Origin of the sequence: Bradyrhizobium manausense (genome assembly GCF_001440035.1) — a bacterium.
Lineage (GTDB): Bacteria > Pseudomonadota > Alphaproteobacteria > Rhizobiales > Xanthobacteraceae > Bradyrhizobium > Bradyrhizobium manausense.
This window is the reverse complement of sequence record NZ_LJYG01000111.1, coordinates 37415-63525: the sequence shown is the minus strand read 5'-3', so window position 1 is coordinate 63525 and position 26111 is coordinate 37415. Positions and strand designations below refer to the sequence as shown.

General features: G+C 63.8%; 22 protein-coding genes. 10 read left to right on the top strand and 12 right to left on the bottom strand.

Annotated features, from left to right (window positions below; genetic code table 11):
* The first annotated feature begins 142 nt into the window (after positions 1 to 142).
* The 4 genes from AOQ71_RS35825 to AOQ71_RS35810 all read left to right on the top strand — a co-directional run bounded on the left by AOQ71_RS35825 (position 143) and on the right by AOQ71_RS35810 (position 4581).
* A complete protein-coding gene (locus AOQ71_RS35825) occupies positions 143 to 1186 on the top strand; it encodes a C-terminal binding protein (RefSeq protein WP_057757366.1) in 1044 nt (347 codons plus the stop codon).
* Positions 1187 to 1275: 89 nt separating this feature from the next.
* Positions 1276 to 2616, top strand: a complete 1341-nt coding sequence (locus tag AOQ71_RS35820; RefSeq protein ID WP_057757364.1) for an ABC transporter substrate-binding protein — start codon at positions 1276 to 1278, stop codon at positions 2614 to 2616.
* Between the two features lie 122 nt (positions 2617 to 2738).
* On the top strand, positions 2739 to 3695 hold the full coding sequence (locus tag AOQ71_RS35815; protein WP_057757362.1) for a carbohydrate ABC transporter permease: 957 nt from the start codon (positions 2739 to 2741) through the stop codon (positions 3693 to 3695).
* Complete coding sequence (locus AOQ71_RS35810) at positions 3688 to 4581, top strand: carbohydrate ABC transporter permease (RefSeq protein ID WP_057757360.1); 894 nt, start codon at positions 3688 to 3690, stop codon at positions 4579 to 4581. The genes AOQ71_RS35815 and AOQ71_RS35810 overlap by 8 nt, the downstream gene beginning before the upstream one ends.
* A gap of 72 nt (positions 4582 to 4653) precedes the next feature.
* Here the strand turns inward: AOQ71_RS35810 and AOQ71_RS35805 are convergent, their stop codons facing one another.
* Positions 4654 to 6336 (bottom strand): mucoidy inhibitor MuiA family protein, encoded by a 1683-nt coding sequence (locus AOQ71_RS35805; protein WP_057757358.1) that lies wholly within the window; start codon positions 6334 to 6336, stop codon positions 4654 to 4656.
* A 195-nt stretch (positions 6337 to 6531) separates the two neighbouring features.
* The gene (locus AOQ71_RS35795) at positions 6532 to 7152 is read right to left on the bottom strand and encodes a response regulator transcription factor (RefSeq protein ID WP_057757355.1); all 621 of its coding nucleotides are present in this window, start codon (positions 7150 to 7152) and stop codon (positions 6532 to 6534) included.
* 202 nt (positions 7153 to 7354) lie between these two features.
* Between AOQ71_RS35795 and AOQ71_RS35790 the strand changes: the two genes are divergently transcribed.
* Positions 7355 to 8404 (top strand): AraC family transcriptional regulator, encoded by a 1050-nt coding sequence (locus AOQ71_RS35790; protein ID WP_057757353.1) that lies wholly within the window; start codon positions 7355 to 7357, stop codon positions 8402 to 8404.
* Positions 8405 to 8598: 194 nt separating this feature from the next.
* Here AOQ71_RS35790 and hemN read toward each other — a convergent pair whose 3' ends face one another.
* The 3 genes from hemN to AOQ71_RS35775 all read right to left on the bottom strand — a co-directional run bounded on the left by hemN (position 8599) and on the right by AOQ71_RS35775 (position 11593).
* The gene (gene hemN / locus AOQ71_RS35785) at positions 8599 to 9951 is read right to left on the bottom strand and encodes an oxygen-independent coproporphyrinogen III oxidase (protein ID WP_057757350.1); all 1353 of its coding nucleotides are present in this window, start codon (positions 9949 to 9951) and stop codon (positions 8599 to 8601) included.
* A gap of 259 nt (positions 9952 to 10210) precedes the next feature.
* Positions 10211 to 10861, bottom strand: coding sequence for a 3-oxoacid CoA-transferase subunit B (locus tag AOQ71_RS35780; protein WP_057757348.1), 651 nt, complete (start codon positions 10859 to 10861; stop codon positions 10211 to 10213).
* 24 nt (positions 10862 to 10885) lie between these two features.
* Positions 10886 to 11593: a CoA transferase subunit A gene (locus AOQ71_RS35775; protein ID WP_057757346.1), complete on the bottom strand. Its 708-nt coding sequence runs from the start codon at positions 11591 to 11593 to the stop codon at positions 10886 to 10888.
* A gap of 299 nt (positions 11594 to 11892) precedes the next feature.
* Between AOQ71_RS35775 and AOQ71_RS35770 the strand changes: the two genes are divergently transcribed.
* The gene (locus AOQ71_RS35770; protein ID WP_057757344.1) at positions 11893 to 13782 is read left to right on the top strand and encodes an AsmA family protein; all 1890 of its coding nucleotides are present in this window, start codon (positions 11893 to 11895) and stop codon (positions 13780 to 13782) included.
* A gap of 89 nt (positions 13783 to 13871) precedes the next feature.
* Here the strand turns inward: AOQ71_RS35770 and dctA are convergent, their stop codons facing one another.
* Both dctA and AOQ71_RS35760 read right to left on the bottom strand, forming a co-directional pair.
* Positions 13872 to 15257 (bottom strand): C4-dicarboxylate transporter DctA, encoded by a 1386-nt coding sequence (gene dctA, locus AOQ71_RS35765; RefSeq protein WP_057757342.1) that lies wholly within the window; start codon positions 15255 to 15257, stop codon positions 13872 to 13874.
* Positions 15258 to 15308: 51 nt separating this feature from the next.
* Positions 15309 to 16382 (bottom strand): 4-oxalomesaconate tautomerase, encoded by a 1074-nt coding sequence (locus AOQ71_RS35760; RefSeq protein ID WP_057757340.1) that lies wholly within the window; start codon positions 16380 to 16382, stop codon positions 15309 to 15311.
* 120 nt (positions 16383 to 16502) lie between these two features.
* Between AOQ71_RS35760 and AOQ71_RS35755 the strand changes: the two genes are divergently transcribed.
* The 4 genes from AOQ71_RS35755 to AOQ71_RS35740 all read left to right on the top strand — a co-directional run bounded on the left by AOQ71_RS35755 (position 16503) and on the right by AOQ71_RS35740 (position 21056).
* Complete coding sequence (locus AOQ71_RS35755) at positions 16503 to 17477, top strand: LysR family transcriptional regulator (protein ID WP_057757338.1); 975 nt, start codon at positions 16503 to 16505, stop codon at positions 17475 to 17477.
* A gap of 375 nt (positions 17478 to 17852) precedes the next feature.
* A complete protein-coding gene (locus AOQ71_RS35750; RefSeq protein WP_057757336.1) occupies positions 17853 to 19238 on the top strand; it encodes an ABC transporter substrate-binding protein in 1386 nt (461 codons plus the stop codon).
* 97 nt (positions 19239 to 19335) lie between these two features.
* Positions 19336 to 20208 carry a carbohydrate ABC transporter permease gene (locus AOQ71_RS35745; protein ID WP_057757334.1) on the top strand — a complete coding sequence of 291 codons (873 nt, stop codon included), beginning with the start codon at positions 19336 to 19338 and terminating at the stop codon, positions 20206 to 20208.
* Entirely contained in the window at positions 20205 to 21056 is an 852-nt protein-coding gene (locus AOQ71_RS35740) for a carbohydrate ABC transporter permease (RefSeq protein WP_057757332.1), read from the top strand. Before AOQ71_RS35745 ends, AOQ71_RS35740 begins: the two co-directional genes overlap by 4 nt.
* Here the strand turns inward: AOQ71_RS35740 and AOQ71_RS35735 are convergent.
* The 5 genes from AOQ71_RS35735 to AOQ71_RS35715 all read right to left on the bottom strand — a co-directional run bounded on the left by AOQ71_RS35735 (position 21053) and on the right by AOQ71_RS35715 (position 26101).
* Positions 21053 to 21553: a DUF6622 family protein gene (locus AOQ71_RS35735; protein WP_057757330.1), complete on the bottom strand. Its 501-nt coding sequence runs from the start codon at positions 21551 to 21553 to the stop codon at positions 21053 to 21055. The two genes, AOQ71_RS35740 and AOQ71_RS35735, sit on opposite strands and share 4 nt — an antisense overlap.
* Before the next feature lie 14 nt (positions 21554 to 21567).
* Entirely contained in the window at positions 21568 to 22380 is an 813-nt protein-coding gene (locus AOQ71_RS35730; protein WP_057757328.1) for an ABC transporter permease, read from the bottom strand.
* On the bottom strand, positions 22381 to 23292 hold the full coding sequence (locus AOQ71_RS35725; RefSeq protein ID WP_057757326.1) for an ABC transporter permease: 912 nt from the start codon (positions 23290 to 23292) through the stop codon (positions 22381 to 22383). It abuts the gene before it with no gap.
* On the bottom strand, positions 23289 to 24458 hold the full coding sequence (locus AOQ71_RS35720) for an ABC transporter ATP-binding protein (protein WP_057757324.1): 1170 nt from the start codon (positions 24456 to 24458) through the stop codon (positions 23289 to 23291). Before AOQ71_RS35720 ends, AOQ71_RS35725 begins: the two co-directional genes overlap by 4 nt.
* Positions 24459 to 24634: 176 nt before the next feature.
* The gene (locus AOQ71_RS35715; RefSeq protein ID WP_057757583.1) at positions 24635 to 26101 is read right to left on the bottom strand and encodes a glycerol-3-phosphate dehydrogenase; all 1467 of its coding nucleotides are present in this window, start codon (positions 26099 to 26101) and stop codon (positions 24635 to 24637) included.
* Between the last annotated feature and the right edge of the window lie 10 nt (positions 26102 to 26111).

The window sequence follows — 26111 nt, the reverse complement described above, 5'->3', positions numbered from 1 at the left end:
CGCTGCCGCGGAAAACGGCAAATAATCGCTGCAGCGACAACCGGGAATTGTACGCACTCACGTCGATTTCGCGTAAAAGACGTAAAGGCCCGTCCGAAGGCGGGTCGCAACAAGAACCGACAAACAAAATCGGGAGCTGGAAATGCCGAAATACAGGGTGGTGACGCCGAAGGGCGCGAGCTTCACGGTCGCCGGCAGCGACTATTCGTACGAGCGCGAGGCGCTCGATCCGATCGATGCCGAGATCGTCGAGGCGCCGGCCAACGAGGCCGAGTTCATCGCCGCCGCGAAGAATGCCGACGCGATCTACGCCAAGGGCATCCCGATCACCAAAAACATCATCGACAGCTTGCAGAACTGCAAGGTCATCACGCTCGGCTCGGTCGGCGTCGACAGCGTCGATGTGAAGGCGGCAACTGCACGCGGCATTCCCGTCACCAACATTCCCGACACCTTCATCGAGGAAGTCGCCGACCACGCCATGATGCTGTTGCTGGCAGGCTTCCGCCGCCTGGTCGAGCAGGACAAGATGGTGCGCTCAGGGCGATGGGCCGAGGGGCGGCCGGCGCTGCTGAAGATTCCGCGGCTGATGGGCCAGACGCTCGGCTTCATCTCGTTCGGCCGCGTCGCGCGTGCGGTCGCCAAGCGCGCAGCTCCATTCGGCCTGCGCATGATGGCCTACGATCCCTTCATCCAGGAAACCCTGATGTGGGAGCACGGCGTCATCCCGGCGACGCTGAACGAGGTGCTGTCGCAATCCGACTTCGTCTCGATGCACGCCCCCGCCCGGCCCGAAGTGCATCACATGCTGACCGAGAAGCATTTTCGGCAGATGAAGAAGGGCGCGATCTTCATCAACACCGGGCGCGGTGCCACGGTCGACGAGGAAAGCCTGATCAAGGCGCTGCAGGAGGGCTGGATCGCCCATGCCGCACTCGACGTGCTGGAGAAGGAACCGCCCTCGCACAACAACCCGATCCTGGGCATGGAGAACGTGACGCTGACCGCCCATGTCGCTTCGGCCTCGGCACGGTTCGACGAGGCGCGCAAGCGCCGCGTAGGCTACGAATTGTCACTGGTGCTGCAGGGCATGTGGCCGGTAAGCTGCGTCAATCCGTCGGTGCTGCAAGACACCGCGCTCCGCCGCTGGCAGCCCGTCAGCATGGACCGCGGCCCGAACAGCTAAGGCGGTCCCTCGCGGCAAACGCGCAGGGAACCGAACGGCCCTTCACCGGCGATCAACGCCGGGAAGGGAGACATCATAGGGAGGAACTGATGAGGAACGACATCACACGTCGTGATGCCTTGGCGCTGGGCCTGTCCGCTGCGACGTTCGCCGCCACCGGTGTTGCGGCGCAAACGTCAAATATCAAGGCCGCCGACGTTCCGGCGCCCAAGCGCGAGATCGAGAAGGGCGCAAGCTTGCGCATGCTGCGGCCGGTGCGCTTCGTGCAGGCCGACGAGGACGTGTTCCGCGCCAATGCGGCCAAGTTCACCAAGGAGACCGGGGTCGAGGTCAAGGTCGATTTCGTCGGCTGGGAGGACATCAACCAGCAGACCGCGGTCACGGCCAATTCCGGCGCGGGCCCCGACATTATCATCGGCTTCTCCGATGCACCGCACATCTATATCGACAAGCTGATCGAGCTGACCGACGTCGCCGATTATCTCGGCAAGAAGTACGGCGGCTGGCAGAACCTGGCGAAGATCTACGGCAAGAAGGCCAAGAGCGATTCCTGGATTGGACTCCCCTTTGGAGCCTCCGGCGGGCCGCTGATCTATCGCAAATCGATCCTGCAATCGGTCGGCTTCGACAAGGTGCCGGAAGATCACGCCGGCATTCTCGATCTGTGCCAGAAGCTGCAAAAGGCGGGCAAGCCGGCGGGCTTTGCGCTCGGCAACGCCGTCGGCGACGGCAACGGCTTTGCCAGCTGGGCGCTTTGGTCGCACAATGCGGCACTGCTCGATGAAGAGGGCAACGTGACCATCAACAGCAAGGAGACGATTGCCGCGCTGAACTGGGTCAAGCAACTCTACCCAACCTTCATCGCCGGCACGACGTCGTGGAACGACGTGTCGAACAATCGCGCCTATTCCGCCCAGGAGATCGCGCTGACCGCCAACGGCGTCTCGCTGTACTTCTCGCTCAAGAACGATCCGGCAACCAAGGCGATCGCCGACGACAGCGAACATCAGCCGCTGCCGAAGGGCGTGGCCAAGATCTCGCCAATGTCGGGGCTGACGCTGAATGCCATGGTGTTCAAGCACAGCCAGTATCCCAACGCGGCAAAGGCCTTCCTGCAATTCATGCTGGAGAAAGACCAGTACGAGCCTTGGTTGAACGCCAACTCCGGCTATTGGGCGCAGCCGCTCGCGGCCTATGCGGACGCCGCCGTGTGGTCGGGCGACCCTAAGGTCGCCATCTTCAAGGATACGATGAAGAGCACCTACTACAACGGCTACAACGGCCCGATTTCGACTGCGACGGGCGCTGTCAACGCCGACTATGTGCTTGTCCAAATGTTCGCCTCGGTCGCAACCGGCGCTGCGACGCCTGAAGCCGCGGCTGCGGAGGCGGAGCAGCGTTGCAAGCGATATTTCAGGCGGCAGAAGTAGCGATCGTCATTGCGAGCGAAGCGAAGCAATCCAGAATCTCTCCGCGGGTGCAGTCTGGATTGCTTCGTCGCTTCGCTCCTCGCAATGACGATGTGGTAACGTTCAAAGACAGGACAACACTAATGTCCGTGACCACCCTGTCCTCTCCCATACTGGCCCAGCGGCAACCGAACTGGCTGGTGCGGCTATTCGACTACAAGCCGTTCCTGATCGTGATGTGCCTCGCGCCCGCGATCGGGCTGCTTGCGGTGTTCCTGACCTATCCGCTCGGGCTCGGCATCTGGCTCGCCTTTACCGACACCACGATCGGCCGCAAGGGCGAGTTCATCGGCCTCGAGAACTTCCAGTATCTGTTCACCGATCCCCTGTGGTGGAACGCGGTGTTCTACAGCGTGCTCTATACCGGGATAGCGACATTCGGGAAGTTCGCGCTCGGCTTCTGGCTCGCGCTGCTGCTCAACAATCATTTTCCGTTCAAGAGCCTGTTGCGCGCCATCGTGCTGCTGCCCTGGATCGTGCCGACAGTGCTCTCGGCGCTGGCGTTCTGGTGGATCTACGATCCGCAATTCTCGATCATCTCCTATCTCCTGGTCGACGTGCTGCACTGGCGCACGAGCAATGTCGACTTCCTCGGCTCGCCCTGGCCGGCGCGGTTCTCGCTGATCGCCGCCAATATCTGGCGCGGCATTCCCTTTGTCGCGATCTCGCTGCTGGCGGGCCTGCAGACCATCTCGCCATCGCTCTATGAGGCCGCGATGCTCGACGGCGCCAGTTCATGGCAGCGCTTCCGCTACATCACCTTCCCGATGATGATGCCGATTCTCGCCATCGTCATGACCTTCTCGATCATCTTCACCTTTACGGATTTCCAGCTGGTCTACGCCATCACCCGCGGCGGCCCGGTCAACTCGACCCACCTGCTGGCGACGCTGGCGTTCCAGCGCGGCATCGCCGGCGGCGAACTCGGCGAAGGAGCGGCCATCGCGGTGTCGATGATCCCGTTCCTGGTGTTCGCGACGCTGTTTTCCTATTTCGGCCTGGCGCGGCGCAAATGGCAGCAGGGAGAGGCCAATGACTGACGCTGTCGCACAAGCCTCCGTCGCCCAAACAGCGCCCGACACCATGGCCTGGGATTCCGGGCTGCGGCGGCTGATGATGATCTATCTGCCGCTCGGCTGCTTCGTGCTGATTCTGCTGTTTCCGTTCTACTGGATGGCGATCACCTCGTTCAAGCCGAACGCGGAGCTGATGAACTACCGGGAGCACAACCCGTTCTGGATCTCCTCGCCGACATTGGCGCATATCAAGCATCTGTTGTTCGACACCGCCTATCCACGCTGGCTGTGGACGACGATGATGGTCGCGATCGGCTCGACCACGCTGTCGCTTGTCGCGAGCACACTTGCCGCCTATGCGATCGAACGCCTGCGCTTCCGCGGCAGCCCCTATGTCGGCCTTGGCATTTACCTCGCCTATCTCGTGCCGCCGTCGATCCTGTTCATCCCGCTCGCAACCGTGGTGGTGCAATTCGGCCTGTTCGATTCCCCGCTGGCGCTGATCCTGGTCTATCCGACCTTCCTGGTGCCGTTCTGCACCTGGCTTTTGATCGGCTATTTCAAGTCGATCCCGTACGAGCTCGAGGAATGCGCGCTGGTCGACGGTGCGACGCGGCTGCAGATCCTGCGCCGGATCACGCTGCCGCTCGCGGTGCCCGGCCTGATCTCGGCCGGCATCTTCTCCTTCACGCTGTCCTGGAACGAGTTCATCTACGCGCTTGCCTTCATCCAGAGCGGAGCCAACAAGACCGTGCCGGTCGCGATCCTGACCGAACTCGTCACCGGCGACGTCTATCAATGGGGCGCGCTGATGGCGGGCTCGCTGCTCGGCTCGCTGCCGGTTGCGATCTTCTACTCGCTATTCGTGGATTATTACGTCTCGTCGCTGACCGGCGCGGTGAAGGAATAGTTTTTCCTCTCCTCGGTCCTCTCCCTCCCCCGCTTGCGGGGGAGGAAGCACATCTCCTTCGTGGCGCGACTGCTAACCCGACGGCACGATCACCATGGTCTTGTCCTTCGGCCAGCGGACGCGCCAGGCGAAGTTGATGTCCCTGATCTCACCGGGCTTGGCGTCGAACGACCATTCCAGCACGCCGCGCTTGTCACGGATGTCTTTTGCGGTAGGCGGCGTGGTCGTGGGCAGCATCTCGACCACGATCTCGTCGACCTCGCTGACCGGCAGCTGATCCTCGATCGCGACATGGATCGGGAAGTCGTGGCCGTTGCGGATGGTGGTCTTGAAGGCGCGCTCGTCAGTCTTCGAGGTCGTCACGATCAAGCCGGCCGAGCCTTCGTTGCGCTTGAGCACGGCGCGCTCGATCTTGACCTTGTCGTCGGCGCCGAAACCGAGGCGCACGATGTCGTCCTTGGCTGTTGCTGCGAGCTTGCCGCGGCCAACGAAGATTCCGTCACGGTAGATCGCAACCTTGCCAGGCAGCAGCGTCGTATCGTCGGTCTGCTTGAAACTGGCTTCGAGGAAGGCGGTGGGGTCCTGCACCGGCGCGGCGCGTACCGCAAGGTCGGCCGGCACGCTCATCGAGGCGATGCGCAGGCTTTTGGCACCCTCGGCAGCACCGAGGCTGACGCGGCCGGGGATCTTGAAGGTGGCCTCGAAGTCGCCGATCTCGGCGACTGCCTGCTGCTCGTCGGCCCGCTCGCGCGGTTCGGCCGCCTCTGCAACCTTGCTCGCGAAGGGAGGAGACTGCATCTGACGCGCCATTGGGGCCGGCCGCGCCAGATCGGAGACCGAACCCGCCGCCAGCGGCTTCGGCACCTGCGGATATTGCGCCACCAGCGAACCCAGTTCCGGCGCGCTGCCGCCGCGGGCGATACGGACCGTGGAAACGCCGAGCGCGACATTCGACCAGTCTTCACCGGTCGACTGCGTGACCTCGGCGCGGCGGACCAGCTCGAGTTGCGGCTTGCGATCCTTGGCGCCGGTGTCGAGCCGGGCGTCATAGAGCGGGAGCCAGCGCGCATTGCGCACAGTATAGGTCACGCGCAGCGTCGCCTTCGTCGCGGCGGCCGAGGCGACGTCGATGCGCACCTCGAGCTTGCTCGGCGGCTTGGCGGACCGGTCGGCCTCGAGCTGCGCGATCTGGCGATCGATCTCGCGCTGTTTTCGCGTGGCATCGCGGATCGCCGTTTCGGCGGCCGCGACTTCCTCGGCGACCGCAGTGAAGGCCGCGCGCCATTCAGTGATCGGGCGCGCCTCGCCTTTCTCGCCAAGGCCGGCGGGAGAGGCTTCGGCAAAGCGCTGCGCGAATTTGCGCCGGGCGGCCGCCGCATCGATTGTGCCTTGCAGATCGGCGCGCTCGTCCTTGAGCGCCTCGATGCGCTTGTCGAGCTCGGGCAGATTCACCGGTGGTGCCGCCCGCGGCGGCCGCGCATCGATCGTGCCGATCGTGAGCTTGGCACCCGCCTCGCCCTCGACGCGGAGCGAGGACGGATCGAGCGAGAGCGGGAAGTCCTTGGCGACCAGCGTCGAATCCCCTGAGGCGAGGTCGAGCGCGATCACGCGCGTGACGGTGGCGCCATCAGGACAGACGGTGACGGTGTCGATGGCCGATGTGGCGTCCACATCGGCGGCCCATGAGGGCGAGGCGAGCGCTGTGGTCACCAGGACCAGGCTCGTCGTCGCCAAACATCTTGCGGTGATGCGCATCACAATTCTCCCTGCCGATATCGCCGCGTCGCCAGCCGGACGCGCGATCAAATGCCACGCCAAAATGGTTGGACGCGGCAGGGAAGGAACCGGTTCGATTGGGGTTTCCGTGGGGCACCGCCGCGGCGGCACCATGGCCGCGGAACGCGTCACCACGCAGCGGCACAAATTCGTCCGAAAGGCGAACCTCGCCCGTCAGACCTGACTGGGCGAACCCTGGCCGAAAATGCGGCGAAGCAGGTCCGTCACGTTGCGGGCGGCCGCCTTCTTCAAAATGTTGGCCCGATAGCCCTCGACCGTACGCGCGCTCAGATGCATGCGGCGGGCGATCTCCTTGTTGGTGAGGCCGGCGGCAAGATGCGTGAGCACGTCGTTCTCACGCGCGGTCAGAGCGTCGCAACCCTGCAACCAGCGATGTCTGGTCGATTCCGGCTGGGCAAACTCGTCGATCGCGGCGTCGATCCGGCCGACGATATCGTGGGTGCGGAACGGCTTTTCGATGAAATCGGCCGCGCCGCTCTTGATGGCATCGACCGCCATGGCGATGCTGCCGTTCGCCGCGGTCACCAGCACCGGCGCCATGCAGTTTTCCTCGCGCAGACGCTTGAGCACGTCGAGGGCGGAGCGATCGGCCGGCATCTCCAGCAGCACGCAGGCCGGCATCCGCGCCTTAGCCTCCGACAGCAGCGATGCGCCATCGGCGAAGCAGATCACGTCATAGGCGCTCTGCTGAAGCGCGTCGGACAATTGTTCGCGAGAGGCAGCGTCGGTTTCAATGACGAATACTTCGCCCTTGGAAAACATGTTCCCCGGCATAATCCCGATCCAGCAATGTCTTGGTCAAATGGCCATCGACGGCCAAGGGGCTTCTCGCGACCCGCCGTCATCAGCACGGCATTCGCGCCGGTGCTTGGCTTTTCCCTTATGTATGGTGCACTCGGTTCCCGGATTTGACGGATCGGGACAGAAACTTTACATTTCGGGACATCCACGGGAATGGCTGACAGGACATGGTCGCATGACCGACCTCATTCGCAGCGCAGGTTTGAGCTGTTACTCGGAGGTGGCCCGGTCGGTCGGGCTCGACCCCAGGCAGATGATGCAGAAGGTCAGGTTGCCGCTCGCCATCCTGGACGAGCCCGATACGCCCATTGCGGTCCCGGCCCTGCGTCGTCTGCTCGAGATATCGGCAGCGGAATCCGGTGCTGAAGATTTCGGCTTACGGCTGGCCGAGCGCGGCGGCCTGACCAATTTCGGCGCGGTCGGCCTGATCGTGCGCGAACAGGCGACGGTCGGCGAGGCGATCGAGGCTCTCTCTCGCTTCATCCCTATCCATCACGACGGCATGAAGCTCGAAATCGTCAGGGACAAGCAGACCGTGACGATCATCCTGCATCTGCGCGGGCGGCAGCCGACCGCGCCGCGCCAATCGATCGACATGGCGCTCGGCAGCGTCCACCGCATCATCCAATCGCTGTTCGGCAGCGATTGGGGGCCGCAGGAAGTGCATCTGCACTACCCCCCGCCGCATGACCGCAAGCGCTACCGCGGCTTCTTCGGCTGCCGCGTTCTCTTCAACGCGGACGAGGACGCGATCGTGATGTCGGCGCACGACATGGAGCGCCGGATCCCGAGCGCGCATCCCCTCATCGCCAGCTACTTGCGCAAGCGAATCGAGGCGATGGAAAGCCGGCCCGCAGGCTGGGAGGAGAAAGTCGACGAGGTCGTACGCGGCCTGCTCGCGAGCGGCGACTGCACGGTCGAACGCGTCGCCGAGCATCTGGCCTGCACCCGCCGCACCATCCACCGCCACCTCGCCGCATCAGGCACCAGCTTCTCGGCGATCCTCGATGCGCAACGCGCCGACCTCGTGATCAAGCTGATCGAGGACTCCGGCCGGCCGCTGGCGGATATCGCCGCGCAACTGGGCTTCTCCGCGCAGAGCGCCATGGCACGCTGGTTTCGCGGCCGCTTCGGCTGCACCATCACCGACTGGCGCAAGGGCGTGCGGCCGCCAATGAAGCCGACCGATGGACATCAGCCGGATCGTCAGATCGGAAGGGCATGACAGTCTCCGTTCCGACCGAACGATAGCGGGACGGGGCCGAGTTTCCTTTTGGAAGCGCAAGCTGTCGCGAGTTCTTTCGCTGTCATTCCGGGCGCGCGAAGCGCGAGCCCGGAATCCATCGGGCGGCAAGCGATGCGGTGAAATGGATTCCGGGCTCGCGCCAAGAGGCGCGCCCCGGAATGACAAAAGGAATCTCACACCGCCCGGCTGTGCAGCTGCTTGCCCGGATCCAGGTAGGCATCGAATGCGGCGGCGACGCTGCGGACCAGAAAGCGCGAATCGTTCGCGACCGCAAGACGGTCGCCATCCATTCTCACCACGCCGTCCGAGATCAGCGACTTCAACCGCGACGCAGATCGCAGCATCGCCTTTGGCTCAGCGCCATGGCGCGCGCAGATCTCGCCGAGATCGGCGCCGAACTCGCACATGATGCGCTCGATGATGTCAGCACGCAGCCGGTCGTCGTCGTTGAGTCCATAGCCCTTCGCGGTGGCGAGCCTACCGCTGGCGATGCTCTGCTGATAGGCGCCGATCTGCACCTCGTTCTGGACGTAACCCTGTGGCAGATGTCCGATGGCGCTGGCGCCGAAGCCGAGCAGCACCTCGCCCTGGTCGGTGGTATAGCCTTGGAAATTGCGCCGCAGCGTCCCCTGCTCGTAGGCCACGGCCATGGCATCGCCAGGTTTCGCGAAATGGTCGAGGCCGATCTGCACATAGCCGGCCTCGTTCAGCGCGTTGGCGATGGCGCAGGCCTGGTCGTGGCGTGTGAGGCCATCAGGCAAATGGGTCTCGTCGATCATGCGCTGGTGCCTCTTGAAGCCCGGCACATGTGCATAGCCGAACACCGAAAAGCGGTCGGGGGCGAGCGCGAGCGCGCGACGCACCGTATCCAGGCAGGATGCGATGGTCTGGTGCGGCAGGCCGTAGATCAGATCGAAATTGATTCCCCCGATACCGACCTGCCGGAGCATGTTGACGACGGAGGCGGTCTGCTCATAACTCTGCACACGGTTGATCGCGCGCTGCACGACGGGATCGAAACTCTGCACGCCGAGGCTGACGCGGTTGACGCCGGAGAGCCGCATGGCCTCGACCATCTCTGACGTCAGCGTCCGCGGGTCGATCTCGACCGCGATCTCGGCCGAGGGCAGCACGAAGAAGGCGTGGCGCATCGCCGCCATCAATTCCGCGAAGGCCTCCGGTGCCATGATCGTCGGCGTACCACCGCCGAAATGAATGTGCTCGACCTTGATGCGGCGGCCGATGCTATCGGCGACCAGGGCGACCTCGCCGAGGAGTGTCCGTTGATAGGTCGCGACGAGCTCGTCGCGGCGGACGATCTGGGTATGGCAACCGCAGTACCAGCACATCTCGCGGCAGAACGGTACGTGCAGATACAGCGATGCACTGGCGCCCGAGGGGAGCTCGGACAGCCATCGCGCGTAGGTGTCGGCACCGATCTCCGCCGAGAAGTGCGGCGCGGTCGGGTAGCTCGTGTAGCGCGGCAATCGCTCTTCGCCATAGCTCGCCGCGAGATCGGTCCTCATGTCTTACCCATCGGGAAATTGATGCTGCATACAGTCGCAGCACCTCCGGATGGCAAAGGATGACCCATTTTCCAGCAGACGACCTTGCGCTTGCTCAAATGTGGGCCCTGCGATCTTGACCGATGGTGCTGAGAGCGCAGTCATGCCGCACGCCGCCACCGGCAATAGAGAAGCGGCCTGCTACCTCGACCTCCTGGTCGCCGAACAAAAATGGCCGGGACGAAGCCCGGCCATCCCAATCGTTCGTGATCGCGCGACCTTACGTGTTCGTCAGCGCGACGCGGAATTCGGCTTCGGTCTTGGCCTTGACCTCGTCGAGCGTGACGCCGTCGGCGAGCTCGATCAGGGCCATGCCGCCGTCACCGTGCTTGTCGATTGTGAAGACGGCCAAGTCAGTCACCACCATGTCGACGACGCGCTCGCCGGTCAGCGGCAGATTGCATTTCTTCAAGAGCTTCGGGCCATCCTTGGCGGAATGCTCCATCACCACGACGACGCGCTTGACGCCGGCGACGAGGTCCATCGCGCCGCCCATGCCCTTGACCATCTTGCCGGGGATCATCCAGTTGGCGAGATCGCCGTTCTGGGCCACCTGCATGGCGCCGAGGATCGACAGATCCATGTGGCCGCCGCGAATCATGCCGAAGGAATCCGCGCTCGAGAAATACGAGGTGGACGGCAGCTCGCTCACGGTCTGCTTGCCGGCGTTGATCAGATCGGCGTCCACCTCGTCCTCATAGGGGAACGGGCCCATGCCGAGCATGCCGTTCTCACTCTGCAGGCTGACGTCGACGCCATCAGGAATGTAGTTCGAGACCAGCGTCGGGATACCGATGCCGAGATTGACGTAGTAGCCGTCGCGCAACTCCTTGGCGGCACGAGCGGCCATCTGTTCACGGGTCCAGGCCATATGACTCTCCTAAGGGGTTGCGAGTTAAGCCGCGGGCCGCGGACGGGTGTTGCGGAATTCGATGCGCTTCTTGGCCGTGCCGACCTCGACGATGCGCTTCACGAAAATGCCGGGCGTGTGAATGTGATCGGGGTTGAGTTCACCGGCGGGAACCAGGTGCTCGACCTCGGCCACGGTGATCTTCGCGGCGGTCGCCATCATCGGGTTAAAATTGCGCGCGGTCTTGCGATAGATCAGGTTGCCGGCGGTGTCGCCCTTCCAGGCGTGCACGATGGCGAGGTCGGCGAACAGGCCGCGCTCCATCAGATACTTCTCGCCGTCGAACTCCTTTACTTCCTTGCCTTCGGCGATCAGCGTGCCGACGCCGGTCTTGGTGTAGAACGCGGGGATGCCGGCGCCGCCGGCGCGGATGCGCTCGGCCAGTGTGCCCTGCGGGTTGAATTCGAGTTCCAGCTCGCCGGCGAGGAATTGCTGGGCGAACAGCTTGTTCTCGCCGACATAGGACGAGATCATCTTCTTGATCTGGCGGGTCTCCAGCAGGCGGGAGAGTCCGATGCCGTCGACGCCGGCATTGTTCGAGACGACCGTCAGACCCTTCACGCCGGAGTCGCGGATCGCATCCGACAGCGATTCGGCGATGCCGCAGAGGCCGAAGCCGCCGGACATGATCATCATGTTGTCCTTGAGAACGCCCTCAAGCGCCGACTTGGCGTCGGGATAGACCTTGTTCATGCAAAACCCTCGACTTAAACCTGAGAGGCGTCGCGCCCGCCCTTGTTGGTGGCGATTATTAGGCGAAATCGTCCGAAGCCGTCAATGATACGGGGTTCTCCGTTCCGAGAGACGGTGCTAGAAGCTGCCCACGCCGTGGGCAGAACCGTCCGCGGCCTTGAAAGCGACAAGAAAACCCATCAAGTTGCGGCACTTAACATAACAGGACTTGGACAGGATCTTGAGCGCGGGGCGCGCAGGTTTCCCGGCCCGCCTTAGCTAGCTCAAACGACCAACCCGATCAGGACATGCCATTGACCATGGCCCAAGGAATGAAGCGCCTCGGGACGCCGATTGCGGCGCTGCTCGGCGTCGTGCTGGTCGCCCTGATCGCGACCTCCTGGCTCATCAACCGCGACGCGCTGCGCAAGGCGGTCGAAGCGCAAATCCGCGACGTCGCCGGGCTCGAGCTCAGCGTGGCGGGCAACATCGACATTTCCGTGCTGCCGGCGAGCTACATCTCCTTCCATGACGTCGGCCTCAAGGGCGGCGGCACCGCCGATCCCGCGCTCCATGTCGACGTGCTCACCGCCAACCTTCGGCTGCTGCCGCTGCTGCTGCAACGGTTCGAGATCGCCGACTTGACGCTGCTGCGGCCGCATATCCATGTCAGCCTGAAGCCGGACGGCGAGAGCAACTGGACACCGTTCATCCAGACCATTGCGCGGACGATGAAGCCCGGCGCCGACAACCGGGTCTCATTTTCCGAGATCAGGATCCAGGATGGCCTGCTCGACTATCTGGACGTCGTCACCAATGCCACCGAGAAGTTTGAGGACATCGACCTGTCGCTGGCCTGGCCCTCGATCTCGCGCTCCTTCGCCGCAACCGGGCAGTTCGACTGGCGCGGCGAACGCGTCGACGGCTCGATCAGCTTTGCCGATTTCGTCGCGGCGCTCTCGGGCGAGCGCTCCGGCCTGAGGGCGCGGATCGCAAGTAGCCCGCTCAAGCTCGCCTTTGACGGCAGTGTCGCCAATCGCACCAGCCCGATGATGGAGGGCACGCTCACCATCGACAGCCCGTCCTTGCGCAACGCGCTGCGCTGGACCGGCCAGCCGCAGCCCGGCAGCGGGGGCTTCGGCCGCTTCGCGCTGAAGGCCCGCGCCAATGTCGTCGGCGCCTCGATCGCGCTGACCAACGTCAATGTCGAGCTCGACGGCAACGCCGCCGAGGGCGTCATGACCTACGCCAATAACGGCCGGCAGACATTGCAGGCGACGCTCGCTGCCGACGCGCTCGACTTCACGCCTTATATCTCCACCTTCCGCCTGCTCGCGAGCGGCGCGCGCGATTGGAACAGGCAGCTGTTCGATCTCAACGGATTGTCGAGCACCGACCTCGACATGCGCCTCTCGGCGGCGAAGCTGACGGTCGGCCCGACCAAGCTCGGCCGCACCGCGATCGGCGCCAATTTGCGCAACGGCACGCTGGCGCTCTCGGTCGGCGAGGCCCAGGTCTATGGCGGCATCGCCAAGGGCTCGTTCGGCGTCTCGCGCGCTGACGCGGTTGCCGACATCAAGGCGCAATTCCAGTTCACCGACGTCGACCTTCAGGCCTGCGCTACCGAACTGTTCGGCCTCAACAAGCTGTCCGGCCGCGGCAACATCAACGTGTCTCTCGTCGCCTCCGGCTCGAGCCCGTTTGGCCTCGTGCAGTCGCTCGACGGCACCGCCAGCGTGACCGGGCACGACGGCGCCATCTCCGGCTTCAATGCCGAGCAGCTCCTGAAGCGGCTCGAGCGCCGGCCGCTGTCCGGCGGCGGCAATTTTCGCAACGGCTCGACGCCTTACGACAACCTCACCATTGCCGTGAAATTCGCCGACGGGATCGCCACGGCCGAGGACATCCGCATCGAGGGACCTGCGGCGAAGATCACGCTGACCGGCACCGCGTCGGTGCCGACGCGCGAATACGATATGAAGGGTGTGGCGAGCCTCAACACCACATCAGGCTTTCAACTGCCCTTCATGGTGCAGGGTCCGTGGGACGATCCGCTGATCTTCCCCGACCCCGAAGCCCTGATCCGGCAGTCGCCGGCGGCATCTCCGTTCCTCGATCTCTTGAAGCAACGCATCACCGGCGGCAAGCGGCAGGCGCCGGAGGGATCGCCGACGGCGGAGAACGCGAAGGAAAACGCGAAGTCCAACTAAAGCGCGATGCGATCAGGACGAATCGTCATCGCGCTTTACGCCGCCGGGCTGTGTTGAGCAGGATGACAACCGGTTCATCCGAGGCGGCATCAAGCGGCGGATTTCGCCGTCGAAATCCAACCCGCGTTCTCCTGTATCGCTTTTGCTCCCCCCATCGCGGAGCCGACCTCGAGGTCGAGAGTGCCGCGCTGCCCGAGTTCACGGGCCAACACCTCACGATCACAGGCGTTTTCCCACAGCGAAACGGTGATGGCCGCGACGCAGTTGCTGATCATGCTTGTCAGTGCCCGCGCCTCCGACATGAAGCGGTCGATGCCGACGAGCAGCGCTACGCCGGTCACGGGCAAATCCGGCATGACGGTGAGAGTTGCGACAAGCGCGACGAAGCCGCTGCCGGTGACGCCGGCCGCGCCTTTGGACGTCAGCAGCATCAGTCCGAGCATCGCCGCAATCTGTCCCCAGGACAGATGGATGTCGCAGGCCTGCGCGATGAAGATCGACGCCAGGGTGAGATAAATGGCGCTGCCGTCCAGATTGAAGGAGTAGCCCATCGGCAGCACAAGCCCCGACACCCCTTTCCGGCACCCGAGTTGCTCCAGCTTGCGCAACGCGCCAGGCAGCGCTGGCTCCGACGATGACGTGCCGAGCACGATCAGCAGTTCTTCCTTGAAGTAGCGGATGGTCTTCCACAGGCTGAAGCCGTTGAGCCGCGCCAGCGTCCCGAGCACGACGACCACGAAGACGGAGCAGGCGACATAGAATGTCAGGATCAGCAGCCCAAGTGAGCCGATCGAGCGGATGCCATAGCGCCCGACCGTGAACGCCATGGCGCCAAAAGCGCCGAGCGGAGCGAGCTTCATGATGAAGCCGAACGAGACAAACAGAACCTGTGAGAACGATTCAATCGCCTTCGTCACGACGGCACCGCCGTCGCCGGCACGGCTCAGGCCAAAGGCGATCAGGATGGAGACCAGCAGGACCGGCAGCACTTCGCCGTCGGCGAAGGCGCCAAAGAACGAATGCGGAATGATGTGCAGCATGAAATCGGCGAACCCGGTCGCGGTTGCCTGCTTGGTGAATTTCGCAGCCACCGACGGATCCAGCGTATTGACGGACACATGCATGCCCGTGCCAGGCTGGATCAGCAACACCGCGATCAGCCCTGCGAGCAAGGCGAGCACGGTCAGCAGGTAGAACAGCGCCATGGATTTCACCAGGGTGCGGCCGACCTCGCGGGAATCGCTGATGCTGTTGATGCCGCTCACGATGGTGCAGAATACGATGGGCGCGATCATCATCTTGACGAGCTTGACAAAGCCGTCTCCGAGGGGCTTCAGCGCGGCACCAAATTCAGGCCAGAGATGGCCCGTGAGCACACCCAGCGTCAGGCCGATCAGCACCTGGACATAGAGAATCCGGTAGAATGGCTTTCGCGGCTCGGCGTTCGCGGGCTCAGCCAGCGCTTGCATCTGCATTCTCGTTTCTCCCTTGGTGTGATTCTTGAAGTTTCTAAGAGCAGTCCGGCGTCAGGCCGCCAGCACCGACTGGGGCAGGTGCGCTCGGCGGGCGAAGACGTGCCCTTCGAAAATTCGCCGGGCCGTCCGCTGCACCCGCGCCACCGGTCCGGGCTCCAGCCGAACCACGAGTTGGCCGGAAGGATGGGCCAGCGTGATCGGCACCGGCGGCGCGAGCGATCCCACCATGTCTGCGGCGAGCGTTCCGGGCGTGACACAGGCCGTCGCGATCGCGACGGCGCCGGTCACCGCCAGCGCGCTGTGGCAGTCGTGCGGCATGAAGTACCTGACGTTCAACGTCCCCTCGCTTACGGGCGCGATCAGCACAGGTTTCGGAATCACCATTGCAGCCGGATTTGGAAAACCCATCAGGCGCCCGGCCTCGATGCGCAAGTTCTCGAGACGTGCGCGGAAGCGGCTGTCGGTGAAATCCGAGGGCGCCTCCCGGGCGCTGCAGCCCAGATCCGCCGCGCGGACCAGCATGACCGGCATGGCCGCATCGATGCAGGTCACGTCGATGCCGTCGATGCGATCGACCGTTCGTCCCGTCGGGAGGAGGCGACCGGTGCGTGCGCCGGCCGCGTTGGGGAAGGACAATTCGATGGGCGCAGCCGTTCCCGGTACACCGTCGATCCGCGCCTCGCCCTCGTAGGTCACCTGTCCTCGGGGCGTGGCAACCGTCGCATCGATCAACTTGCCGGTGTTGACATTGTGGATACGCACGTGGGTGCGCTCTGCGGCGGCGGTCACCAGGCCCGCTTCAATCGCGAACGGTCCCACCGCAGCCAGCATGTTTCCGCAATTGGGTGAGGTATCGACGATCCCCTCGCGAACCCGCACCTGGGCGAACAAATAATCGACGTCGGCGCCGGGCACCGACCCCGGCCCGATGATCGCGACCTTGTTGATGACGGCATTGCCGCCGCCGATCCCATCGATTCCAAGATCGTGCCCGCCCCCCATGACCGACAACAGGACCGCATCCCGCGCCCTCGGATCGGTGGGGAGATCCCTCGCCAGAAAGAACGGCCCGCGCGAGGTGCCGCCGCGCATGACCACGCAGGGGATGGCAATCTGATCATTCATGAAAGCTGTTCCGTTCGACGACGTCTTTGCCGCGAACCGACCATCCTCCTTTGCAACTCTTCTGTAAAATGCAAATATACGAACAATTAATGCGTTAATCGGTATAATAGGAGACCAGCCATGAATGCGGAGCTGCTCGACCTCAAGGCGTTCATCACCGTCGCCGAGACGGGAAGCTTCGTGCGGACTGCCAAGGCGCTGAACCTGTCTCAGCCGGCGCTCAGCCGACGCATTCAGAAGCTGGAAGAAAGCCTCGGTGCGCCCTTGCTCGAACGCTCGACACGTCATGTCAATCTCACCATGACCGGCCGCGACCTCCTTCCGAAGGTTCGCCGCCTCATCGACGAGTTCGAGACCTCCGTACTCGCCATCCATGATATCGGCGCACGCAGTTCGGGCCTGGTCTCGGTCGCCGCGGTGCCGACGGCGGTGTTCTACTTCCTGCCACGTGCGATCGGCCGGTTTGCCGAAGCGTATCCACGCATTCGCATCCGGATTCTGGACATCGGTGCCAATGAGGGATTGGAGGCGGTCGCGCGCGGGGAAGTCGACTTCGGCATCAATTTCATCGGTGCTTCGCATGCCGAAATCGAATTTGAGAAACTCGTCGAGGATCCTTTCGTCCTGGCCTGCCGTCATGACCATCCGCTGGCATCACGCAAACAGGTAAGCTGGTCGGAGATTGTTTCGCACCGGGTCATCACCGTCGGTCGCAACAGCGGCAATCGCGCATTGATCGACAATGCGCTGGCGCGACAGGGTCTGCAGCTGAATTGGTCCTACGAGGTCGCTCACCTCTCCGGTTCGCTCGGCCTCGTCGAAGAGGGACTGGGTATCGCCGTGTTGCCGAGGCTCGCGACACCCGCCGCCGGTCATCCGATCATTCGCACCATCAGGCTGATCGAGCCGGAGGTGTCGCGGACGATCGGTATTGTGCGCAGGCGCGGCGCGACGCTGTCACCTCATGCCAGCCAATTTCTCAAGATGCTCCTCGAGGCGTGGCGCTCACCGTCCCGGACGAGTGGACACGACAAGCCCCGCTCCACCGATGCAAGCTCGAATGCCGCTTCGATCGGCCCGAAAGGAAAGCGCTGAGAACTCCACGCGCAGCGACGCATGATCGGCCCCTCGGACCAGGTTCCGCGATCCATTCCCTGTTCTTGACCTCCCTCGGCGTGGTGCGCCGGCCGACCGTCGCGTTGCGCCGAGTGCTGACAGCGAATACAAGCCGTCAGGTCTTTCCTGGCAGCTTCTGTGTCGCGCGCGGATGGTCAGTCGAGGCCGGAACGCATCAGGCGAATTGATCGGGGCAAATTGATGCAGCGATTGGATCGATGCGCGCGTTAAGCATCTCCGAGCGCCCGGCACCCCTCGACCTAGGTCTGACAACATGCCGCTAGATCGGATAGCGGCCATGGGCTAGTGTTTTATCCGACCGGTTAAAACACCGGCCGTTTGAGGGAGAAAAACGTGAGATCCAAGGTTATTGGCGCAGTGTCACTAGCGGTCGCCGCAGTTGGGCTGTTTGCAGCCGCCGCACCCGCCTTTGCACAGCAAAAGGCGATTACGGTTTGGTGGGTCAAGGGCTTTTACAAGTCCGAGGACGAAGCGCTCGCCGAGACGATCAAGAAATTCGAAGCAAAGACCGGCATCAAGGTCGAATTGTCGCAGTACGCGATCCAGGACATGATTCCGAAGACCGTCGCGGCGCTCGATGCCGGCACCGTGCCCGACGTCGCCTATTCCGACAGCTACGACGTGCAGGTACAGGGCAAGTGGGCCTATGAGGGCAAGCTCGAGGACCTCACCGACGTCATGGAGCCGATCAAGGATCGGTTCGTGCAGAATACGCTGGATGCGTCGATCCTCTACAACGACGTCGCCAAGAAGAAGGCCTATTACGGCTTCCCGCTGAAGCAGCAGAGCATGCACGTCCAGATCTGGAACGACATGCTGGAGAAGGCCGGCTTCAAGCAGAGCGACATTCCGAATGACTGGGAAGGCTATTGGAGCTTCTGGTGCGACAAGGTGCAGCCGGCGATCCGCAAGGCTACCGGCCAGCGCATCTATGCCGTCGGCCAGCCGATGGGCGTTGAATCCACCGACGCTTTCCAGTCGTTCTACACCTTCATGGACGCCTATCACGTCAAGCTGGTCGACGATGACGGCAAGCTCACCGTCGATGATCCCAAGGTTCGCGAGAACCTGATCAAGGCGATGAAGGACTACACCGACACCTACATCAAGGGCTGCACGCCGCCGTCCTCGACGACCTGGAAGGATCCGGACAACAACGTCGCCTTCCACAACAAGACCATCGTGATGACCCATAACTTCACGATCTCGATCGCGGCGAAATGGTACGAGGATTCGCAGAATCAGGCTCTTACTCAGGAGCAGCGCGACGCCGGCAAGAAGGCCTATGAGCAGGACATCATCACGGCGTCCTTCCCGAAGGCGCCTGACGGTTCGACCATCCGCTACCGCTCCGACGTCAAGACCGGGCTGGTCTTCACCGCGGCCAAGAACAAGGCCGAGGCCAAGCAGTTCATCAGCTTCCTGCTCGAGGAGGACAATGTCCGTCCGTATATCGAGGGTGCGCTTGGCCGCTGGTTCCCGGTCACAAAGGCGAGCCAGGAAAGCCCGTTCTGGCAGGCCGACAAGCACCGCAAGGCCGTGTACGCGCAGTTCAAGGGCGGCACTGCGCCGTTCGATTTCACCAAGAACTGGAAGTTCACGATCCTCAACAACGAAAACGTCTGGGCCAAGGCGATGAACCGGGTGGTCAGCGAGAAGGTCCCGGTCGACAAGGCGGTCGACGAGCTGATCGCCCGCATCAAGCAGGTCGCGGGCTAAAGCCTTGCACTTCCCTCTCCCCGCTTTGCGGGGAGAGGTGTAAGAACAACACCGGTCGCGTTTCGCGGCCGGCTTCTCTTTGAAGAGTCCGAAAAGAATGGCGATCACGCTCTCTGGCGATCAGGCGATCCCCGCCCCACCCCTGGCGTCGCGGCTGACCACGGCGCAGGTTTGGGGCATCGTGCTGCTCGCGCCCTATCTGCTCGTCTTCCTCGCCTTCGTCGTCTATCCCGTCTGCTACGGGCTGTGGCTGGCGCGGGCGCCGTCGAATTATGTCGCGCTCTACAACGATCCGATCTTCGCGCGCGCCGCGGTCAACACGCTGATCTTCCTGGTCATCGGCATCAACATCAAGATGCTGATCGCCCTGTTCCTGTCCGGCTTCTTCGCGCAGCAGCGCACCTGGATCAAATGGCTCTCGGTGATCTTCATCCTGCCCTGGGCGGTGCCGTCGATCCCGACCATCCTGTCGGTGCGCTTCATGCTCAACCCCGAATGGGGTATCATCAATCACTACATCTTCGCGTTCACCGGCGATGACGGCCCGAACTGGCTGAACGACCCGACTGTGGCGCTGACCATGGCGATCGGCGTGCACATCTGGAAGTCGCTGCCGTTCTGGACGCTGATCCTCATCACCGGGCGCCTTGCGATCGCGCAGGACCTGTTCGAGGCCGCCGAAGTCGACGGCGCGAACTGGTGGCAGAAATTCCGCTTCATCACCTGGCCGTCGATGCAGACGCTCTACGTCACCTGCACGCTGCTCTCGATGATCTGGACGCTGGGCGATTTCAACAGCGTCTATCTGCTCACCGGCGGTGGTCCGGCCGACCTCACGCACGTGCTGTCGACGCTCGGTATCCGCTATCTCCGGCTCGACCAGCTCTCGCTCGCGATGGCCTCCATCGTCTGCGCGATGCCGTTCGTCCTGCCGCTCGTCTACTTCATGATGAAACGGTTGTCGCGATGAAGCTTCCCTCCCTCCGTGACGTCGCGACGGAAGCGCGGCTGCTGCTGATCGGCATTCCCGTCTTCCTCTGGACGATGATTCCGATCTATCACATGTTCCTGTTCGCGATCTCGCCGAAGGAAGACGCGTTCTCGGGCAAGCTGTGGCCGGATCATCCGACGCTGCACAATTTCGAAATCGTGTTCAGGCAGCAGCACTATTTCCTGCGCGACTTCTACGTCCAGTTCTGGAATTCGACTCTGATCGCGGCCGCCGTCGGTGTGCTGACGCTGTTCATCGCCACGGCTGCGGCGTTCTCGATCTCGCGGCTGAAAGTGCCTGGCGGGCGCATAGTGCTGAACCTTGCGCTGTTCACCTACTTCATTCCCGCGGCGTTCCTCGCCGTGCCGATGTATCGCACCATGGGCAATTACGGCCTGCTCAACAATCACTGGGCGCTGATCCTGGCGATGGTGACGATCGCCTCGCCTTACGCGATCTGGGTGCTGAAACAGGCTTCCGACAAGCTCCCGGTCGAGCTGGACGAAGCCGCGGTGATGGACGGCGCGACAACGCTGCAGATCTTCCGCCTGGTCTATCTGCCGCTGATGATGCCCTCGCTGGTCGCGATCGGCACCTATGCGGTGCTGCTGGCCTGGAACGAATATCTCTACGCGTTCCTGCTGCTCTCGAACGACCGCGAGATCACGCTCCCCGTCGCGCTCGGCAACTTCCTCGCCGCAGACGATTCGCCCTGGGAGCTGCTGATGACCACCGGCTTCATCTACGCGCTGCCGCCGGCCGCGGTCTATTACGCCTTCCGCCGCTACATGGTGGGCGGGCTGACGGCGGGTGCGGTGAAGTCCTAGACATCCTGGGCGCGCTTCCTGCGATAGGCGAGCAGCAGCGCGATCATCGAGCCGAAGAAATAGCCGGCGGTCGCGCCCGAGATGGCGCGGCCGACGACGATTGCGAGCGCTCGGTCGCCTGCGTCGATGGCGGAGATCACGCTCACCGTGTATTGCAGGGTGAACACGACGAGGTTGCGAATCAGCGCGAACGCGCTGCCTGGACGGATGATCTCTCCCGTCTTGTGATCGACATCGAACGGACGCGGTGTCAGCACGCCGAGCGGCAGCAGCATGATCGCTGCGACGACCCAGGCGACCAGCGGCCATTGGCTGTCCTGGTGTCCGAAACCGATCCTCGAAATGCCCCAGGCGATGAAGACGACGGGAACGATCAATGCACGCCAGATCGGCGCCTTGCGCGGCTGCATCGACTTGATGCCCTGCCAGACCAGATAGGCCAGCAGGATCCACACCCAAAGCGGAGTATGGATCAGGATTTGATAGACGAACATCATGACCCATTCCCCATCTAGAGAGGCGCAGCGCTCTCGCCCTGCGCGCTCGACAGTTTTGAAGCGAGCGAGGCGAGGACGATGACGAGCGCGATCAGGGCGATCACCAGCGTGCAGATCGCATTGATCTCCGGTTTCACACCGAGTCGCACCTCGGAATAGATCCGGATCGGCAGCGTCGCCGAGCCGGGGCCGGTGGTGAAGCTCGCGATCACGAGATCGTCGAGCGAGAGCGTGAAAGCGAGCATCCATCCGGCGACGATCGCAGGCGCGATCAGCGGCAGCGTCACCGACAGGAAGGCGCGCGCAGGCGCGCAACCGAGATCCATCGCCGCTTCCTCCAGCGAGCGGTCGAGCGAGCCGAGGCGCGACTGCACGACGACGGCGACGAAGCACATCGTCAGCGTGGTGTGCGCGATCGTCACGGTCCAGAAGCCGCGCTCGGCGTCCAGCGCCACGAACAGCAGCAGCAGCGACAATCCCGTAATCACCTCCGGCATCACCAGCGGCGCATAGAGCATCCCGGAGAACAGCGTGCGGCCGCGAAAGCGCTCGCCGCGCGACAGCGCCACCGCGGCCAGCGTGCCGAGCAGCGTGGCGATCGTCGCCGAGGCGACCGCGACGCGCAGGCTCATCCAGGACGCCTCGATCATGGCACGGTCGGCGAAGAACTCGCGATACCAGCGCAGCGACCAGCCGCCCCACACCGTCACCAGCCGCGAGGCGTTGAAAGAATAGATGACGAGGATGAGGATCGGCAGATAAAGGAAGGCGAACCCCAGCGCGAGCGAGGCGATATTGAAGCGGGACAGGCGGGAGAATTTGCGCATCTACCGCTCCTCAAGCTGCCGACGCTGCAGCCGCTCATAGAGCAGAAGCGGCAGCAGCAGCACGACGAGCAGCACGATCGCCGCGGCTGAGGCCACCGGCCAATCCTTGTTGGTGAAGAATTCGAGCCACAGCGTCTGGCCGATCATCAGCGAGCTGGAGCCGGCGAGAAGATCCGGGATCACGAACTCGCCGACAACAGGGATGAAGCAGAGCAGCACGCCGGCGCCGACGCCCGGCAGCGACAGCGGGAAGGTCACGAGCCAGAACACCTGCCAGGGCGGCGCACCGAGATCCCCCGCAGCTTCCTCCAGCGCCGGCTCCATCTTGGCGAGCGTGGCATAGAGCGGCAGGATCATGAACGGCAGGTAGGAATAGACGATGCCGATATACATCGCGGTGTCGGTGGAGAGCCACACCACCGGCCGACTGACCAGGTGCAGCGCACGCAGGATCTGATTGAGCAGGCCGTCGTGCTGAAGGATGTTGATCCAGGCATAGATGCGGATCAGGAACGAAGTCCAGAACGGCACGATCACCAGCACCATCGCCACCGGCTGCCAGCGTTTTGGCAGTCGCGCCATGCCGTAGCCGATGGGATAGCCGATCAGCAGCAGCAATGCGGTCGCCGCCGCGGCAACGGTCAGGCTGCGCAAATAGGCGAACACATAGATGTCGTCGGAGGCGAGCAGCTTGAAATTGTCGATCGAGAGCGCAGCAAAGGCTGCATGAATGGCGGTCCACCCCGCCGTCAGGTCGAACACCGGCTCATAAGGCGGCTGCGCGATCGCGGTCTGCGACAGGCTGATCTTCAGCACGAAGCCGAACGGCACCAGGAAGAACAGCACCATCCAGACATAGGGCGCGATCGCGGCGAGGCGCGCCGGCCGCGCGAAAATCCGGCGCGCGCTCATGACGGCAGCACCACGCAGTCGTCGGGCGTGAACCAGGCGACGATTTGCTGGTTCAGGCTATAGGCATCGACATCGAGGCGCGCACTGTTGGCGACCGAGGCCTGCAGCATTCCACCGGTATCAAGCTTCACCTTGTAGGTGGTGGTGCCGCCGAGATAGCAGATGTCGGCGATCACGCCGTCGAGCCGGTTGATCGCCGTTGCGTGGCCGGTCTCGCTCACCGGGCCGCGGCGCGACAGCTTGACCTTCTCGGGACGGATCGCGACCGAGAACTTTCCTTCGCCGACCGGTTCACGCGGCTCGGCCACAACCAGCGCACCGGCATCGCGCGTGCCGACCACGAGGCGATGACCGTCGCGCAATTTGGATTCGGCGTCGAACAGATTGATGTCGCCGACGAACTCCGCGATCCAGCGCGAACGCGGCGCCTCGTAGAGATCGCGCGGCGCGCCGACCTGCGCAAGCTTGCCTGACTTCATCACGCCGATCCGGCTGGCCATCGTCATCGCCTCTTCCTGATCGTGGGTGACAATGATGAAGGTCATGCCGAGCCGACGCTGCAGCTCCATCAGCTCGCCTTGCGTGTTTTCGCGCAGCTTCTTGTCGAGGGCCGCGAGCGGCTCGTCGAGTAGCAGAAGCTGCGGCCGGCGCGCCAGCGCCCGGGCCAGCGCGACGCGCTGGCGCTGGCCGCCGGAGAGCTGGTCCGGCTTGCGCTTCTCCAGCCCCTCGAGCTTGACCAGCGCGACCATCTCCGCGACGCGCGTTGCGATGTCGGACCGCGCCATATTGGCGCGCTTGAGGCCGAAGGCGATGTTGTCGCGCACCGACAGATGCGGAAACAGCGCGTAGTTCTGGAACATCATGTTGATCGGACGCTCATGCGGCAGCGCCTGCGCGATGTCCTTGCCGCCGAGCAGGATGCGCCCTTCGTCCGGGGCCTCGAAGCCCGCGAGCATGCGCAGCAGCGTGGTCTTGCCGCAGCCGCTGGGGCCGAGCAGCGCAAAGAACTCGCCGGCCTTGATCTCGAGCGACACGCCGTCGACCGCACGGAATGTCCCGAACGTCTTGACGACGCCCTCGACGCGCAGCAGCGGCTCGCCCGCGGCCGGATACGCATCTCCTGCCGTTTTCGCCCCGGCATCCCTTCTCGGCAATTCGTCAGTCATAGTCCCTGCCAACCCCAATGCCGCCGCACGCTAGCGGCGGATCGGCCTTTGCTCAACCGGTTCGAGGACAACTTGCACTCGCTCCGTAGCCCGGATGGAGCGCAAGCGAAATCCGGGGCGGTCCATCGGCGGAGACACTTTCCCGGATTGCGCTTCGCTCCATCCGGGCTACGCCGCTACCGCTGACTAGCACCCGCCATGAACGCAGCCAGCGCGTCGCGGTCCGCGGCAGGCATCGTCAGGCCGAGCTTGGAGCGGCGCCACAGGATGTCCTCGGGAAAGCGCGCCCATTCCTTGCTCATGAGATAGCGCACCTCGGCGCCGGTCAGGTCGGGGCCGAAGCTTGGGCCGAGCTCTTCGCGTGTCTTCGCCTCGCCCAGCACATCAGGCAATCGCGAGCCGTAGGCGGCAACCATGCGCCGGGCTTGCGGCTCCTTCAGAAGGCGCCAGCGGTGGCACGCGAGATCGACCTCGGTCTCGAAACGATCCCAGGCGAAATCGCCGCCCGGCAAGGCCGCGCCGGAAGTCCAGGGCCGCGACATCGGATAGAACGGCGTCATCAGCGTCACCGCCCGTTCGGCGCGGAAGCGCGAGGTCGTGATCGCGCCGCCGAACATCGTGAGCAGCGGTGCCTTGCGCCGGCGCGCGTGGAACAACGTCGTGCCGTCGCGTCGCCGCGCCGACGCAGGCACCAAATTGACGCCGGTGACCGTGCGCACCACGTCGGTCGGCGCGACGCGCTCGCGGAAATAGCGGTTCACGGCCTCGCAGAGATAGCTGACATCGGCGCCCGGCATCGCGACGATGGCGGGATCGCCGGTGAAATCATGGGTGACGGTGCCGACCAGCGTGAAGTCGCGCTCGAACGGGCTGGCAAAGATCAGCCGGCCATCGTTGTTCTGGAACACATAGACATTGTCGGACTCGAACAGCCTTGGCACGATGATCTGGCTCATCTGCACGGCCGCCATGGCCGGCTGCGGCAGCCGCAGCACGGTCTCCGCGACCATCGACGTCCAGGCGCCGCTGGTATTGGCCAGCGCGCGGGCCGTGATCGTGCGGCGATGACCGCGATCGACGACAGCGAGCCGCCAAGTATCGGTCCTGTCGGCCCGCACACAACGCGCCCCGGTCCGGATCGCGGCGCCACGTTCGGCGGCATCCAGTGCCGTGAGCACCACCAGGCGCGAATCGTCGACGACGCAATCGGCATATGCGAAGGCAATGCCGAACGGCCGCTTCAGCGCGTTACCGACCGGATGATGCGTGATGTCGAGCGTCGTCGATGCCGGAAGGCCGTCGCGGTTCGCCAGGGCGTCGTAGACATACAGGCCCGCCCGCAACAGCCAGGGCGGACGCTCGTCGGAATGGGCCGGGATCACAAAACTCATCGGCCGCACCAGATGCGGCGCGATCCGCAGCCAGATCCGGCGCTCGGCCAGTGCCCGGCGGACGCGCCACAAGCCGCGCCGCTCCAGCACCGACAGATCGCCATGGATCAACCGAGGGGTCGCCGACGAGGCCGCACCGCCGAGATCACCCTGCTCGATCAGGATCACCCGCAGCCCGCGGCCGGCGGCATCACGGGCAAGGCTGACACCGTTCAGGCCACCACCGATGATCGCGAGGTCGTAATCCGCCATGAAACCGTTG